This is a genomic window from Nitrospirota bacterium (genome assembly GCA_016214385.1).
GTDB lineage: Bacteria > Nitrospirota > Thermodesulfovibrionia > UBA6902 > JACROP01 > JACROP01.
Genome location: JACROP010000173.1, coordinates 20,515 through 35,533, shown reverse-complemented (window position 1 = coordinate 35,533; position 15,019 = coordinate 20,515). Strand labels below are relative to the sequence as shown.

The window sequence follows — 15,019 nt, the reverse complement described above, 5'->3', positions numbered from 1 at the left end:
GCGATTATGCTTTCTTTATGCTAAAATGTATTAAAAAGTTAGTGGAGGACGGACCATGAAGAAAAAAACAACTTTTGTCCTCGATGAGGGGATAATAGAGCAAGCAAAAGAAATTGTTGAAAATGGAACATTTAAGTCTATGAACGCATTTGTTGAGACTGCAATAAAGGACGAGTTGGTTAGTATTAACAAAGAGCGCATAAAGGCAGCTATCAGGGATGCAGCTAAAGATCCCCTTTTTCTTGCGGATATTAGAGAGATAGAAAAAGATTTTGAACATGTTGATTTCGAAGAAGTGAAAAAATGAATTATAAATGGGGAATCTTTATCGCAGACCTTAATCCTGTTCAGGGCTCGGAACAGAAAGGGACAAGACCCGTTATAGTTGTCAGCGATGAAGATTTTAATAGACTTATGCCTGTAGTAACTATTTTGCCTATAACCTCATTAAAGGAAGGCAGGCGGGTTTATCCCAATGAAGTTTTACTAAAACAAGGGATTGGAGGTCTTGCTCAGGATTCTATTATCCTTGCACATCAAATAAGAACAATCTCAAAACAGAGGCTGAAAGATTCTGTTTGGTTTATTAATAACCACAACATTCTGGATGCAATAAATAACGCACTGAAAGTGCACTTGAATTTATGAGAGACGAAAGACGGCCGATATGGAAGATTCATTGATTGACCAGAAAGCGGATAAAGAGCAGTTTAAAGGGGTGAGGAAGGAAAGGTAAAATGACCGATATGCCAAAATATAATCCTGAAACTGTGAAAACAGTCTTGCAGGTTCTTCAGAGGGAATTTGAAGGCGAATCAGAAAGAAATAGCTTTATTACATCAAAAGTTCAGATGATGTTAACGGTCGCTGGTATTTTATTAACTTCCATAATTTTCCTTCTCAAAACAATATTTGAGCAGAAATGGTATATAAATTTAAACGCCCCCCTCTTAATATTAGCAATGCTCATAATTATTATAGCTATAGTTCTTTTTTTGAATGTAATACGAATAAAAACATTTCAAAGAATAGATTACGAAAAGCTTGTTTTTAATAAAGAGTTAGAAAAAGATTCGATAGATGTAGAGAGCAGACTAATCGCCACTTATGATGAAACTCTAAAGAAGAACATACCAATTGTTGACAATATGGCAACTGTTTTTCAACGAGGAACCATATTAATTATGATCTCAATTTCGATGACTTATACTGTTTTACTGACTATTTTAAATATTGTCATTAAAAATTTCATAGGAGGTAATATATGAGCAAAACAAACCAAGGAGTAAGTAGTTCTCAACAAAATTCTGGCAATAGTAACCAAAGCAATCAGGGCAAACCTCAGAGCTACGGAACTGTGCCATCTCAAAGAGGGGCAAATCAATCTAATCATAAAACTAAAAAATCAAATATGAGGAGTCAGATAAGCGATAAAAAGCAAGAAACAAAACAGCCGACAAAATCAGAGTCGGCAAAACCAAAACCTTATCCTTTAAGAGCGATAGATTACGCTGAAAACCTAAAAGATATAATCACGATAGAACAGCCAGTCGAAGATGATAAATAACAAGGTTTTATATCAGCTAAAAGGCAGATTTTTGAAAAGGATAAATTTATGAAGACTGCAACACTGACTGAGATAACGGATAGCAGTACCGATTCAACATTCGAGCGTGACCGCTTAGAGGCAAAATATTCCAGATACTTTGAAAATCGTCTGGATTATAGGCAACTTGTAACATATGTCCCAAATAAAAACCTTCCTGTTTATAACTGGTTTAAATACAAGGAAGGATTTTCGAGGCAGCTTGTTTATAGCATACTGAAGGAATGGCAAATAAATAAAAACGATATCGTTTTCGACCCTTTTGCAGGCTGTGGAACTACATTACTTGCTTGCAAGGAATTCGGATATAAGGCAGTTGGGCTTGATATATTGCCAGTAGCAATTTTTGTTGCAAGAGTAAAGCTACAGGATTGGCCTGACCTTAAGGTTTTAGAAAAAGCAGTTCAATCACTCATGAAGGAGAAATTTCGTAAGCCTAAACTTTTTTTCCCTGAAGTATCTATTATCGATAAGGCATTTCCAAAACATACGCAAGAAGAAATACTCTTTTATAAGGAGTGCATTCTTAAATTTAAGAAGCCTGTTCAGGACTTCCTTATGCTTGGACTCATTAGTATTCTTGAGAACGTTAGCTATACCTCCAAAGACGGTCAGTTCCTAAGAATAGTTGATAGGGTCATCATTTCTGTAAAAGAAGCTCTCGGAAGACAACTTACAAACATGATTGATGATTTACACATACAACAAAACGCACTTTTTAAAGAAGGCAAGGCTAAGGTCGAAATTTTAAAAGGAGACGCAAGAGAATCTGATCTTCCAGAAAAATATTGGGAAAAGATAGGTGCAGTTATTACATCACCCCCCTATTTGAACAGATATGACTATTCCAGAACCTACGCGCTCGAACTCTGCACTTTAAATTCAAGTAACCTTAGCGAAGTCAGACATAGTTTATTGAGGTCTCATATTGAATCAAAAATACATAATGGGAAAGAACTCTCCATTCCAGCAATAGATGAGATATTAAGAAATCTCAATGAAAAAGATTTGAACAATGAGAGAATTCCAATAATGATAAAAGGATATTTCGAGGATATGAACCTTGTTATAAAACAAGTTTCACGTTATCTCAAGCCTGGAGGCATTGTAGCCCTTGTTGTGGCTAATGCTCGCTTTGAGGGAGAGATGATCCCTACAGATATTATCCTTTCTGAACTTGCAGAATTGAATGGCTTAAAAACAGAAAAGATATGGATAACACGTTACAAAGGCAATAGTTCGCAACAGATGGCCCGTTATGGGCGAATTCCAGTACGAGAAACAATAGTATTCTGGAGGAAGCCTCTATGAAAAGAACAGACTCAAGTCTCAATGAAGCGCTTATAAAATCATATGTTGCTAGAGCAAAGCTTTTTTATTCGGTTTTGAAAAGTAAAAACATTGAAAAACTATTTACACGCGTTGAGAAATGTGCAATAAAAGATATCACATGGAATATTGAAAAATTGGGTATTTCTAAAGAGGCTTTTATTGTTACTAAGACGGCTTCTATCCCTCCTTACATGATTTTTTGTCATCCAGAGATTTTAAATAAATGTCCAAATCTTGTCGAATATTATAGAAGTTTAACTGCTTTATCACAGAAAGGTCTAAGTCAAATTCTATCCGGCAGATTGCCAAAAGCCCGTAAAGGAGATAATAAAGAACGCTTTCAATTAATTGCTGAGACCTTAAACAAAGTTATTTCAAGTGTCATTATTGATACCGAAGGTTTCTCTTTTTCTCTTGCAAAAAATGCGTTAATAGCAGAAATAGGTTCAGAGATACAAGGCACTTGGGTAAATATTATTGGGCAGGGAGCAGCAAAGGCTGTTGAAGAAATAATACAAGAATATGCTCAAGAGAAGGAGTTCGTTTCATCAACTGAGAAAAAAGATATAACCGTAAAAGGCAAAAAACAAAAACAGATTCATCTTATCTTGAATAATAATTGGCGCATTATTTTCTCAAGCGAACCCGACATTTCAATCAGAGACAATAGAGATAAGTTAAAGGTTGCTATTGAAATAAAAGGCAGCATGGATAAAGCTGGCGCTCAGACTCGCTTAGGCGAGGCCAAGAAATCATTTGCAAAAGCCAAGTCTGAAAATGCGCATTGCTTAACTATTTATTTAGCAAGTTGCTTTACTGAAGCTGTTTTATCCCAATTAAAAACAGATCGAGAAATCGATACGTACTTCAACTTAATTGACATCCTTGCAGACGAAAAGAAAAAACAAGAGTTTTTAGAAGAATTATTTCATTACCAAATACGAATAGAATAAAAAGGGGAGTCGATATGGAAAAAGTAAAATCTTCTAATGTCATTACCTACCAATTACCTCAGCCTTATGATGCAAAGTTTTTAATTGTGGCAGCGGAAGGCGGCAAGGTTGTCGAAATCAATCATTTTGGTTCTTTCAAAGACGCCAAGCAGGTCTTTGATGAGATTGCAAGTGATCATAGATTAGAGCCTGAGACTGTAAATAAGTCCGGCTACTATGATGTCTCTATATGGCGATGGACAGAAAACAGATATGTAAGGTTGAGTTATACAGATAGACTGAGGTGAATTATATGGAGTGCACATGGTGTTTTAAAGAGTTTGAAGAATATGAGCAGGCTTATGCCATCTAAAACCACCATAATCATCGGCGATAGCCGGGGGATGAAAGAGATTAAAGATAGAAGGAGAAAATAATATGCAAGCCTTAGCAAATGACTATTATCCTATTTCAATCGAAGAGATAAGACAAAAAATTTCTAAAAGAAATGGGAATGGCAAAAGAAACAATCAGCAAAATCAGCCATTTTTATTTAATGGATATGAAGAATTAGAAAACGTTAAAGAGATAATTAATGACTTCGGAGAGAAGATAACTCGTGTTGATGGCGATATCCCGATAGATTTGCCAACAGGAAATGGTGATAGATTTTTATTTATCAGCTACGATCAAAGTATTTATACACATGGTTTCCATAAATATCCGGCAAAATTTTTTCCTGAACTTCCAAGATGGCTTATCAGACGTTATTCAAATGAAGGAGATAGAGTGCTTGACCCATTTTCTGGGAGTGGAACTACAAATGTTGAAGCCTTGTTATTAAACAGGCATTCTGTAGGGGTCGATGTTGATCCATTTTCATGTTTTCTTTCCAAAGTTAAGACAACACCTTTAGACGCTGACGAACTTAAATATTCACAAAACGCGCTTTTAAAGTCAGTAATTAAATATCATCCAACAAAAGTAAAGGCGGTTGACATTCCTGATTTTCAATATAGAGATAACTGGTTCAATAAGGAAATAGTTTTGGAGTTAGCATATCTCAAAAAAATAATTAATTCTTTAGAAGTAAGCATTGATGTGCAAAACTTTTTAAAAATCTGTTTTTCGTCAATTATTAGATCGGTTTCAAATGCCGACGATAATTGTACAAGGACTGTGATAAGAAAAAAATTAAATAAAAAAGTCTATCCTGCTTATGCACTTAAAAAGTTTGTTGAGCGTGTATTGGTCAATGTGCCTAAAATGATTGAGTTTTCACTAGTGTGTCCAAAAAATATAAAAGTAGATTTTCCGATTAATAATGATGCAAGGAATATTAGAAATTCTGGTCATTTTTTTGATTTAGCTTTAACATCCCCTCCTTATGCTAATGCTGTAGATTATCCTAGAACACATCAATTGGAAATTTACTGGTTGGGACTTGCAACTGGTTCACTAACCCCCTTAAAGAAAAATCATGTAGGGACAGAAAGCGTATCTTCTCGAGACTACAAAAAACTTTGCTTGACTGGAATAAACAGCGCAGATAAAATAATCACTAAGATATTCAAGAAAGATCAGAGACGAGCTTATATTGCTTTCAAATATTTAAAAGATATGGAACTTAATTTGAAAGAAGTCTATAAAGTGCTACGAAGAAGTGGACGATATATAATCGTAGTTGGCAACAATAAAATAAGAAATGAACTGTTTGAGACATGGAAATATTTAATGCCAATGTCAGAAAGAATCGGGTTTAATGTAGAGAATTATTTCGGTTCAGAGATCATAAAACATGTTATAAAAGTTCCTCGTGAGGAAAGAATAAATACTGACTGGATAATTATACTTAGAAAATAAAATATAGGAGAGCACACATTGGAGAATAGGGAAGACTTAGGGAGGCAAGCATCAGTAGAAGGTTTTGCAAATGAACATATAGTCGTTGGGATTCTAATGAAAAAATATCAAAATGTTTCTCTCGTTGATCTTCCATTATCACCTTATGATATTGTCATTGTTTTCAAAGAAAAGGACGGAACAGAAAATATTATTCGCGCCCAAGTTAAAACCGCAACTAAAAATATTAAGTTTACGGGTGGCACAAGAGGCGGCGTAGATAGATACTATAAGTCTGGCGTGAAGGAATATACGCAATCACCAAAAACCTCAGATGTAATTATCGGCGTACATTCAATCGGCAAAGATTCCTTCGAACTGTTTTTTGTCCCAACAATTGTAGTTGAGCGCTTATCACAAAAGAGTATTTCACTAAATAGAATCAGAGCCCTGAAAAATAACTATGACATATTGGAAAACTGTAAAAACAAGGATTACGCAATTAATAAGTGTAAAGAATATGGAATTATCTAATTTCTATGCTAAATTGTGATAACGAATTATTGATGAGATAGTGAAAGGGCAAGATTAAAGAAGCAAGGATTTTAGTATCAATATTTAAGAGAATATATGCAACGCCCTCATTTAAAAATATAAATAATGCTCGGTTTCCCGACCTGTCGGGACAGAACGGACGCAAGCCCTGAGCGAAGCGAAGGGCAAAGCCGTCAGGTGGGGTTCATTTCCTTAAATTTTTTTCTTACATTTGTGAATTGTGTTCGGCAGAATTATCGGGATACAGTTTGAGCTTGCCTGAAAAGCGCCACCAGAGTTAAGAGTTAAGAGAATGCATTTCAATTGCCGGGAAAAAATAAGATATTTCAAAAGATGCTGACTCCAGAGAATCAGAGCCATGGACTATATTACGCTCTATGTCCGATGCAAAATCTGCCCTGATAGTTCCAGGCAGTGCTTCCCTGGGATTGGTTGCGCCCATTATATATCTTACCTTTGAGATGGCATCTTGCCCCTCTAAGACCATAATCACAACAGGTCCAGACGACATAAAATCTGTGAGGCTTTCATAAAAGGGCCTGGCCTTGTGGACAATGTAAAAACCCTTTGCTCCATCTTTGCTAAGCCTTATCATTTTAAGGGCAATAACTCTCAAACCCTGTGCCTCGAATCTCTTTATGACTTCTCCGATAAGGTTTTTCTCTACACCGTCTGGCTTCACAATTGATAAGGTTCTCTCCATTTTTCCTCCGCTCCTGAAATAAATTGAAGCTCCCCGCAGTCCCGAAACTTCGGGATGGGGAATGCGCTCGCTATGCATTTTCAGGACAAGTTTATAATTTAAGTTCCTGGATTAAGGATTTCACAGAATCGGCTGATTTGTTGAATGCCTCTTTTTCTTCTGGCGTAAGCTGTAACTCTATTATTTCTTCAACGCCTCTTGAGCCAAGCCTTACAGGCACACCCATATATACATCTTTTATTCCATACTGGCCATCGAGATATGCAGAACATGGAAGCACCCTCCCGTCATCATTAATGATAGCCTCAATCATCTCTACTGTTGAGGCAGCAGGTGCGTAAAAGGCACTCCCTGTTTTAAGCATCCCTACTATCTCTGCCCCGGCATCTCTTGTCCTATCAATCAGTCTATCAATTTTATCGCCAGGCAGAAGTTCTGTCAGAGGCACACCGTTTACAGTTGTGAGTCGCGGCAAGGGCACCATCTGGTCGCCATGGCCTCCGAGGACAATGGCATGAACATCTTCTGGAGAAACATTACGCTCAATTGCAATAAAAGCCCTAAGCCTCGTTGTATCTAAGACCCCACCCATGCCCACTACCTTTTGATGCGAAAACCCGCTTACCTTAAGAGTAAGATATGCCATCACATCCATCGGGTTTGTGACAACAATCACAATGGCCTGAGGAGAGCTGACAATATTTTCAGCTATCTCCCTGACAACCCTCGCATTGGCCTGAAGCAGGTCGTCCCTGCTCATGTCTGGCTTTCTGGCAAAGCCAGCCGTAATTACAACGATATCAGAATTAACAGATTCGATATATCCATTTGAGCCTGTGACCCTCGAAGAAGAACCCCAGAGGGGACATGCCTCCTGGATATCGAGGGCCTTTCCCTGTGGAATTCCTTCTGCAATATCAATAAGCACAATGTCGGCAAGCCCCCGTTCTGCTACAAGCTGGGCAGTGGTGGCTCCAACATTGCCAGCACCAACGATAGTAACCTTCTTGCGCAAAATTTCACCTCCTGATTTACCCGAAGAATACATTTAACCACATCGTTCACAGAGCTATAATTTGGAGCAATGGAGTGCTGGAGGATTTGATTGGAGTATTGGAGTAATGGAGTAATGTATTCTTTTTTCCCAATACTCCAACACTCCATTACTCCATTTTTCTTTACCATTTTCTCGTGAACTCTATGCCTCTGTGGTTTTCTTAATACATTATTTAGGTTTATGGGTAGCTATTATAGCCAAGGCAAAGAATATTGACAAGGGGCCGAATTGCCTCATCAAAAATCTACTCCAAATAGTCTAAAAAAGCACTGCTTGACAAGTATCAATCAAACCCAATATAATGTAACTGAAATTAAAAAACAATTACATTGGAGCGATAATGGAATTACATAGCTTTAACCTCTGGTGGAAGGATGGAAAGGTCCCTTCGGAATTTCTCGGGAGGAAAAGGAAGGTATTCGGTGAAATCGTTAAGTATATAGACAAGCGGCAGATTGTTCTGTTCACCGGCTTAAGAAGGGTTGGAAAAACGACCCTCATATACCAGATCATAGATGAACTTCTCAGGAAGGGTGTGAACCCGTACAACATTTTATATTTCTCATTCGACGAGATGAGGTATGACCTGGAAGAAATCATTAAACAATATGAGACAGACGCACTCAGGAAGGATATCTCTAAGGAGAAGGTATTTATATTCTTAGATGAGGTACAGAAGCTCAATGGCTGGCCTTCAAAAGTGAAACTCCTCTATGATTCAAACCCGAAGCTTAAGATATTCCTTACTGGCTCAGCACAGATAACAATGTGGAGGAGCATAAGGGAGAGTCTTGCAGGAAGGTTCTTTGACTTTCAGATCAGACCACTGGATTTTGACGAGTATCTTGATTTCACGGGAATAAAGATAGACAAAAATAGAGAGAAGATATTCGAGAGGGATTTGAGAAGACATATGGCAGGCTTTCTTAAGACAGGCGGTTTTATCGAGGCATTGGATCTCGATGAGCATATGCTCAGGAAATATCTTAAAGAGAGTCTTCTTGAAAGGGTTATTTTTGTTGACATACCGCAGACATTCAGGCTTGACCTGCCGGAGCTTCTTATGAAGATATTAAATATCACTGCTTCAAGACCCGGCTTTTATCTCGACTATAAGAACCTGAGCAATGACCTTAAAATTGACCACAGGACGATAGCCAACTATGTCTCGTATCTTGAGTATGCATTGTTCCTGCAGAAGCTCTATAACTATTCGCGTAACCTCCTCACAAGTGAAAAGAAGGTGAAGAAACTCTATCTCAGCAATACAGCCTTCACATTGGCCCTGAACCCTCAGGCTGACTTGTCTGCCGTCCTTGAGCAGTTTTTTATAAACAGCCTTGATGCAAGGTTTTTCCTCAAGACACCTCAGAAAGAGGAGATCGACATAATCCATGCGCAGGACAGCCATGTGCTTCCTGTTGAAGTAAAGATAAGGGAGAAAATAGGCAGGGACGATGTAAAGACCCTTTTCAGATTCCTTGAGAAGAATAACTTAAAGAAGGCATTGCTCGTCACCCTTAACACTGAGACAAAATTCCAGAAGGATAAACTCATAGTAGAGGCTATACCTTACTGGAGGTATTGGAGCATTAAATCAAGAATAAGCTGAGATTAGGGAGGCAGAAGAAAATTTCCTTTTAGATTTTTGTTACTCTTATTTTCTCGACTTTTTTGCCGTCCATCTCAAGGACGAGGAATTTTATGCCGTGGTATCGAAGCTGTTCGCCAACCTTCGGGAGGTGACCAAAGAGACCAAAGAGAAGACCTCCTACGGTGTGAAACTCCTCGCTCTTGAGGTCAACACCAACAAGTTCATTGACCTCATCAATGCCTGTAGAGCCTGATACAATGAAAGTTTTTTCGTCTATAACCTCTACTTCTTTTTCAGCCTCAATGGCCTCGAATTCGTCCTGAAGGCCACCAACTATCTCCTCCATTAAATCCTCAAGGGTTATAAGGCCAGCAGTGCCTCCATATTCATCCATAATAATTGCAATCTGGAGTTTCTTTTTCTGCATCTCATCTAATAGCTCAGTTACCATTTTACTTTCAGGTATATAGTAAGCCTCTCTTATGAAGCTGCTTATAGACGTATCCGGCTCGACTTTCTCTTCAGCCATTTTTATCAATATATCTTTGACATATAGCATCCCTGTGATATTGTCCACCGTATCTTTAATTACAGGATAGCGGGAGTAGCCTTCTTTTGATACAAGGCTGAGGGCATCAGCCACAGTAGCATCTTCCGGAATAGCCACTATCTCGGTTCTCGGGACCATTGCCTCTGAGACCATTTTATCCCCGAACTCAAAGACCCTGTGTAGCATCTCCTTTTTCTCTTCCTCAAGTGCACCTTCTTCCTTGCCGATACTGATCATGGTTTTTATGTCTTCTTCTGTAATAAAAGGGACGATGGGTTTTTCCTCTCCTCCAAAGAGTTTGATAATCCAGTTTGATGATTTAGTAAAAATCCAGACCAGTGGAGAAATCAATCTTATATATATCTCGATTGGTTTTGATAAAAATAGGGAGACCCTTTCGGAATGCGTAACTGCAAATGTTTTAGGCGCAAGTTCGCCAAAAACTACTGTGAGAAAGGTCATGACTACTGTTGCGATGACAATGCCATCCTTTCCAAACCAACTCATGGCCAGAGCAGTGCCTAAGGCTGTTGCAAGCACAGTGAATAGATTTCCAGAGAGTATCACCGCACTGAAAAAGCGGTCATGCTGTTCAAGAATCCTCTGAACTGCCTTTGCCTTGCTGTCTCCCTTTTCGATTAGATTTCTTATCCTGATTTTGTTGACAGCAATGAAGGAGGCTTCAGAGCCCGACAGGACCGCAACAATAACAAGACAAACGACAATTATTATAAGACTGAATAAACTTCCTGGTTCCATTACTCTGCTAATGAAGAAATCTGAGGTGTATGTGAATTGGTTTTCATTTTAATTAATTATACCATTTTTTCGATGATGGCGTCTGCTGCCTGAGAGGTTGTGGCTGCAGCAGGGTCATCCGGGGCAGGCTTCATGTCATAAGTCACTGCCTTCCCTTCGCTTATTACAGAGGCAATGGCACTTTCAAGTTTTCTGGCAGCGGATATCTCGCCGAGGTGAGTCAACATCATAACGCCACTTAGTATCATGGCCATGGGGTTTGCCTTATTAAGGCCTCTGTACTTTGGGGCGCTTCCGTGGGTTGGTTCAAATACAGCAAACTCATTACCAATGTTTGCGCCAGGGGCAAGACCGAGACCGCCTATTAACCCGGCAGCTAAGTCTGAAACTATATCGCCATAGAGATTCGGCATGACAAGGACATCGTAAAGCTCAGGCTTCTGAACAAGCTGCATACACATATTGTCTATGATTTTATCTTCAAATTCAATATCAGGAAATTTTTTAGCCACTTCCCTCGCAACTTCCAGGAAAAGGCCGTCTGAGTGTTTCATGATATTGGCTTTATGAACTGCCGTGACTTTGTGCCTTCTATGTTTTTTTGCATATTCAAAGGCAAACCGTACAATCCTCTCTGACCCATAAACGGATATTGGCTTTATGCTAATGCCAGAGTCCTGGCTTATTTTTTTACCTGTTGTCTCAGCCACAAATTCGATGAGCTTCTTTGTCTCTGCCAGGTCCTTCTGATACTCAATGCCCGCATAGAGATCCTCTGTGTTTTCCCGTACAATAATCAGGTCTACATCTTTGTATTTTGTCCTGGCTCCAGGATAACTCTTGCACGGCCTGAGGCAACAGTAAAGGTCAAGGGCCTGTCTCAAGGCAACATTGACGCTCCTGAAACCTGTGCCAACCGGTGTTGTAACAGGGCCTTTTAATGCAACTTTATTCCTTTTAATAGACTCAAGAACCCTGCCTGGAAGTGGCGTGCCTTCTTTTTGATAGACCTCCTCGCCTGCATCCTGAATATCCCATTCAAAGGCAATGCCGGTGGCTTCAAGAACCTTTTTTGTGGCTTCTGTTATTTCTGGGCCTATCCCATCGCCGGGAATAAGAGTTATTCTGTACATTAATTAAGAGCCCGGGTGAACTGTAAGGATCTTCTGAGTTATTTCAGGGTATTTTGCTATAAACCTGAGCTCATCGTCTGTAAGGGGTTTCTGCGTATGCAGGTTTGCATGCTGGACAAGCTCGAAGATCCTTCTCGCCTCTTTATCATCTTGAAATTGTATACCAAATTTATCATAGACGTGCCTGAACCCTTTGATACCCCCGTATGTCCCTGTGGTTATAACCCTGCCTGTCTCGAGGAGCTCTGGCTCGCCTCTTCCCACATCCTCTGGGTCATAGAGCTCATAGTTGCGTCTGTCTTTAAGCATTCCATCAGCATGTATGCCTGATTCGTGTGCAAAAGCATTGGCGCCGACACCCACCTGATTTATCGGGATTGGAAGCCCGAAGGCATAAGACGCGTATCGAGCTATCCTCCATGATTTTTTAAGGTCAACATGCTCATCAAGCGGAACCTTATCCTTAAGGACATGAGAAAATTTAAGTGCGAGTATTGTGGATACGAGGTCACAGTTGCCTGCACGTTCTCCATATCCATTTATTGTGGTATTTATATATGCATCAACGCCGCTCTCAATCGCACCCTGTGCACCTGCAACTGATACAGCCTCTGCCATGCCGAGGTCATTGTGGCAGTGCATCTCTATGGGAAACTTTGTTGCCTCGGCAATTGCCTTTATCCTCGCATAAATAGTTATCGGGTCATCTGCCCCGAGGGTATCGCAGTAACGGAACCTGTCAGCACCGTTTTCTTTTCCAGCTTGAGCAAATTCTATCAATCGGCTGATATCAGTCCTTGATGCATCCTCGGCATTAACCCCGACAGTCTCAAGCCCAAGCGCCCTGGCTGTACGCAAGGCTTCAACCAGTGAATTGAGGATATCTTTCCATGTCTTTTTGCCCTGAAATTTCCCCTGAATCATTATATCGGATGTGGAAATTGAGATGTTCATGTGTTTGAGCCCGGGGCAGTTCTTCAGGGCAAGCTCAACATCCTCTTTTACTGCCCTGCACCAGCCCTCAAGGTGAATCCTTTTTATGGCGCCTATCTCAGCAAGTTCAAGATTGGCGTTTATGTAGTTCTTTTCGTGCGATAGCGTAGGAAAGCCGACCTCGCTCTGGAATATCCCCATATCATCGAGATAAAGGTTAAGCATGGTCTTGGCAAGCTTGCTGAGGAGTATGCGAGAGGTCTGCACACCATCCCTGTTTGTAACATCAATGAGAAATACCTTTTTTTTATCCACCTAAGCTCCTGCTTTTCAGATTTATCGGATTGGTTGAGGTAAAATAGAGACTTCAGTAACTTAATTAAAACATATTTGCCTGAAAATTTACAACTCTCAACCCTATCCCATCACTCCAATACTCCATCACTCCATCCTCTTTACTCCTTCCCCCACCGCTTAAAGAGATTGTGCTCGATTCCGAGGCTGTCGAGGATCTTTCCCACCACAAAATTTATGATGCCGGCAATATCTTTGGGCTTATGATAAAAGGCTGGGATCGGAGGGATTATCCTGACTCCCAGGCGTGCAAGCTTGAGCATGTTTTCAAGGTGTATGGCATTGAAGGGTGTTTCCCTGGGCACAAGGATAAGGTTCCTGCCCTCCTTTAAGGTAACGTCAGCGGCCCTCTCAATCAGGCTATTAGCATAGCCATTGGCAATACCAGAAAGGGTCTTCATTGAGCAGGGGACAATGAGCATCCCATCGGTTTTAAAAGAGCCGCTCGAAATAGGGGCTGATAGATCATATTCGCTGTAATACCGGACATTAGAAGAAGAGAAATGTCTTTGTATTATTTTCTCTATCTTAGACCCTTGACTCTTAGCTTTTACCTCTCGGAATCGAGTCGCAGCGACTTTCTCCCAGTTTATCCCTGTCTCAATTTTAATAATGCCGAATGCCTGCGTTGAGATGACAAGGTGAACCCTGTAGCCGTTCTTGAGCAACTCTTCAATGAGCCTGAGCCCGTAAATTGAGCCACTTGCTCCTGTTATAGCAACGATAATAGTCTTCACCGTGACATATTACCATATTTTAAGTAATCAAGAGGTCAGGGGGCAGGGCATCAGCCCAGCAGGTAACTCATTAAGGTAAAAACAAAAACTGTGATGCTTATATATCCATTCATATTAAAGAAGGCTATATCGAGTTTACTGAGGTCATCTGCTTTAACAAGAGAATGCTCGTGAACAAAGAGGGCAGCAACAATAGCCATCCCTATCCAGTAAAGCAGCCCCATATCAAAGACTATGCCGGTTAAAACAAGGAAGAGCCATGTTACTAAGTGAAAAAGCCTTGCAAAAAGGAGTGCCTTCTTTATGCCAAACCTCTGGGGTATGGAATGAAGTCCATGAGATTTATCGAATCCGACATCCTGCAGGGCATAGAGGGTGTCAAAACCTGCAAGCCAGAAGACAACAGCAATACCTAAAGTAATTATGGATATGTCTAATGTCCCTCTTACAGCAATCCACGCCCCAAAGGGAGCTGCAGAGAGGGCAAGGCCAAGGACGAAGTGCGATGTCCATGTGAACCGCTTTGTATAAGAGTAAAAATATATGACAGCAATGGCAATGGGCGTAAGCTTAAGGCAGAGTGGGTTCAGCATATAGGCTGCGAGGCTTAGAAGTCCAAAGGATAGGACAGTAAAAATATATGCATCTCTTACTTTTATTATCCCGCTGGGGATTTCCCGCCTTTTTGCCATCGGGTTGAGGGCATCAAATTTTCTGTCTATAATCCTGTTCAGGCTCATTGCCCCGGAACGTGCGCTGACCATGGCCACTGTAATCCAGAAAATCTGCTTTAAAGTCGGCAGCCCCTCTGCAGCAATCAGTGCGCCTGTAAAGGCAAACGGAAGGGCAAAGATTGAGTGGGAGAATTTGATCATCCTCATGAAGTCTTCTATCTTCTTTATCATTTTCATCACAGATGCCTATTTTCTACC

General features: G+C 40.1%; 17 protein-coding genes. 10 read left to right on the top strand and 7 right to left on the bottom strand.

What is annotated here, in order from left to right:
- Positions 1–55 precede the first annotated feature (55 nt).
- The 9 genes from HZC12_10685 (at position 56) to HZC12_10645 (ending at position 6,246) form a co-directional block, all read left to right on the top strand.
- Positions 56–307: a hypothetical protein gene (locus HZC12_10685; GenBank protein ID MBI5027169.1), complete on the top strand. Its 252-nt coding sequence runs from the start codon at positions 56–58 to the stop codon at positions 305–307.
- The gene (locus HZC12_10680; protein ID MBI5027168.1) at positions 304–648 is read left to right on the top strand and encodes a type II toxin-antitoxin system PemK/MazF family toxin; all 345 of its coding nucleotides are present in this window, start codon (positions 304–306) and stop codon (positions 646–648) included. The genes HZC12_10685 and HZC12_10680 overlap by 4 nt, the downstream gene beginning before the upstream one ends.
- 98 nt (positions 649–746) lie before the next feature.
- Positions 747–1,268 carry a hypothetical protein gene (locus tag HZC12_10675; GenBank protein ID MBI5027167.1) on the top strand — a complete coding sequence of 174 codons (522 nt, stop codon included), beginning with the start codon at positions 747–749 and terminating at the stop codon, positions 1,266–1,268.
- Positions 1,265–1,567, top strand: coding sequence for a hypothetical protein (locus tag HZC12_10670; GenBank protein ID MBI5027166.1), 303 nt, complete (start codon positions 1,265–1,267; stop codon positions 1,565–1,567). Before HZC12_10675 ends, HZC12_10670 begins: the two co-directional genes overlap by 4 nt.
- Positions 1,568–1,615: 48 nt before the next feature.
- Complete coding sequence (locus tag HZC12_10665; GenBank protein MBI5027165.1) at positions 1,616–2,917, top strand: hypothetical protein; 1,302 nt, start codon at positions 1,616–1,618, stop codon at positions 2,915–2,917.
- A complete protein-coding gene (locus tag HZC12_10660; protein MBI5027164.1) occupies positions 2,914–3,891 on the top strand; it encodes an XcyI family restriction endonuclease in 978 nt (325 codons plus the stop codon). The genes HZC12_10665 and HZC12_10660 overlap by 4 nt, the downstream gene beginning before the upstream one ends.
- 14 nt (positions 3,892–3,905) lie before the next feature.
- On the top strand, positions 3,906–4,178 hold the full coding sequence (locus HZC12_10655) for a hypothetical protein (GenBank protein MBI5027163.1): 273 nt from the start codon (positions 3,906–3,908) through the stop codon (positions 4,176–4,178).
- Positions 4,179–4,308: 130 nt separating this feature from the next.
- Positions 4,309–5,733, top strand: coding sequence for a site-specific DNA-methyltransferase (locus HZC12_10650; protein MBI5027162.1), 1,425 nt, complete (start codon positions 4,309–4,311; stop codon positions 5,731–5,733).
- A gap of 18 nt (positions 5,734–5,751) precedes the next feature.
- On the top strand, positions 5,752–6,246 hold the full coding sequence (locus HZC12_10645) for a hypothetical protein (GenBank protein MBI5027161.1): 495 nt from the start codon (positions 5,752–5,754) through the stop codon (positions 6,244–6,246).
- Positions 6,247–6,544: 298 nt separating this feature from the next.
- Here HZC12_10645 and ndk read toward each other — a convergent pair whose 3' ends face one another.
- Positions 6,545–6,970: a nucleoside-diphosphate kinase gene (ndk, locus tag HZC12_10640; GenBank protein ID MBI5027160.1), complete on the bottom strand. Its 426-nt coding sequence runs from the start codon at positions 6,968–6,970 to the stop codon at positions 6,545–6,547.
- Between the two features lie 91 nt (positions 6,971–7,061).
- Positions 7,062–7,985, bottom strand: coding sequence for a malate dehydrogenase (mdh, locus tag HZC12_10635; protein MBI5027159.1), 924 nt, complete (start codon positions 7,983–7,985; stop codon positions 7,062–7,064).
- A gap of 382 nt (positions 7,986–8,367) precedes the next feature.
- Here mdh and HZC12_10630 point away from each other — a divergent pair, with 382 nt between their 5' ends.
- A complete protein-coding gene (locus HZC12_10630; protein MBI5027158.1) occupies positions 8,368–9,639 on the top strand; it encodes an ATP-binding protein in 1,272 nt (423 codons plus the stop codon).
- Positions 9,640–9,667: 28 nt separating this feature from the next.
- On the opposite strand, the gene HZC12_10625 is transcribed toward HZC12_10630, so the two are convergent.
- The 5 genes from HZC12_10625 to HZC12_10605 form a co-directional block, all read right to left on the bottom strand.
- Complete coding sequence (locus HZC12_10625) at positions 9,668–10,930, bottom strand: HlyC/CorC family transporter (protein ID MBI5027157.1); 1,263 nt, start codon at positions 10,928–10,930, stop codon at positions 9,668–9,670.
- Between the two features lie 56 nt (positions 10,931–10,986).
- Positions 10,987–12,063, bottom strand: a complete 1,077-nt coding sequence (locus HZC12_10620; GenBank protein ID MBI5027156.1) for an isocitrate/isopropylmalate dehydrogenase family protein — start codon at positions 12,061–12,063, stop codon at positions 10,987–10,989.
- A 3-nt stretch (positions 12,064–12,066) separates the two neighbouring features.
- On the bottom strand, positions 12,067–13,311 hold the full coding sequence (locus HZC12_10615; protein ID MBI5027155.1) for a homocitrate synthase: 1,245 nt from the start codon (positions 13,309–13,311) through the stop codon (positions 12,067–12,069).
- A 140-nt stretch (positions 13,312–13,451) separates the two neighbouring features.
- Positions 13,452–14,087: a UbiX family flavin prenyltransferase gene (locus HZC12_10610; GenBank protein MBI5027154.1), complete on the bottom strand. Its 636-nt coding sequence runs from the start codon at positions 14,085–14,087 to the stop codon at positions 13,452–13,454.
- Positions 14,088–14,137: 50 nt separating this feature from the next.
- Positions 14,138–14,998, bottom strand: a complete 861-nt coding sequence (locus tag HZC12_10605) for a UbiA family prenyltransferase (protein MBI5027153.1) — start codon at positions 14,996–14,998, stop codon at positions 14,138–14,140.
- Between the last annotated feature and the right edge of the window lie 21 nt (positions 14,999–15,019).

Bases quoted from the DNA above. Each gene is read 5' to 3' on its own strand.
- HZC12_10650 (MBI5027162.1), top strand. From the start codon at position 4,309: ATGCAAGCCTTAGCAAATGACTATTATCCTATTTCAATCGAAGAGATA.
- HZC12_10620 (MBI5027156.1), bottom strand. From the start codon at position 12,063: ATGTACAGAATAACTCTTATTCCCGGCGATGGGATAGGCCCAGAAATA.
- HZC12_10660 (MBI5027164.1), top strand. From the start codon at position 2,914: ATGAAAAGAACAGACTCAAGTCTCAATGAAGCGCTTATAAAATCATAT.
- HZC12_10665 (MBI5027165.1), top strand. From the start codon at position 1,616: ATGAAGACTGCAACACTGACTGAGATAACGGATAGCAGTACCGATTCA.
- ndk (MBI5027160.1), bottom strand. From the start codon at position 6,970: ATGGAGAGAACCTTATCAATTGTGAAGCCAGACGGTGTAGAGAAAAAC.
- HZC12_10675 (MBI5027167.1), top strand. From the start codon at position 747: ATGCCAAAATATAATCCTGAAACTGTGAAAACAGTCTTGCAGGTTCTT.
- HZC12_10655 (MBI5027163.1), top strand. From the start codon at position 3,906: ATGGAAAAAGTAAAATCTTCTAATGTCATTACCTACCAATTACCTCAG.
- HZC12_10685 (MBI5027169.1), top strand. From the start codon at position 56: ATGAAGAAAAAAACAACTTTTGTCCTCGATGAGGGGATAATAGAGCAA.
- HZC12_10670 (MBI5027166.1), top strand. From the start codon at position 1,265: ATGAGCAAAACAAACCAAGGAGTAAGTAGTTCTCAACAAAATTCTGGC.
- HZC12_10605 (MBI5027153.1), bottom strand. From the start codon at position 14,998: ATGAAAATGATAAAGAAGATAGAAGACTTCATGAGGATGATCAAATTC.
- HZC12_10630 (MBI5027158.1), top strand. From the start codon at position 8,368: ATGGAATTACATAGCTTTAACCTCTGGTGGAAGGATGGAAAGGTCCCT.
- HZC12_10680 (MBI5027168.1), top strand. From the start codon at position 304: ATGAATTATAAATGGGGAATCTTTATCGCAGACCTTAATCCTGTTCAG.
- HZC12_10625 (MBI5027157.1), bottom strand. From the start codon at position 10,930: ATGGAACCAGGAAGTTTATTCAGTCTTATAATAATTGTCGTTTGTCTT.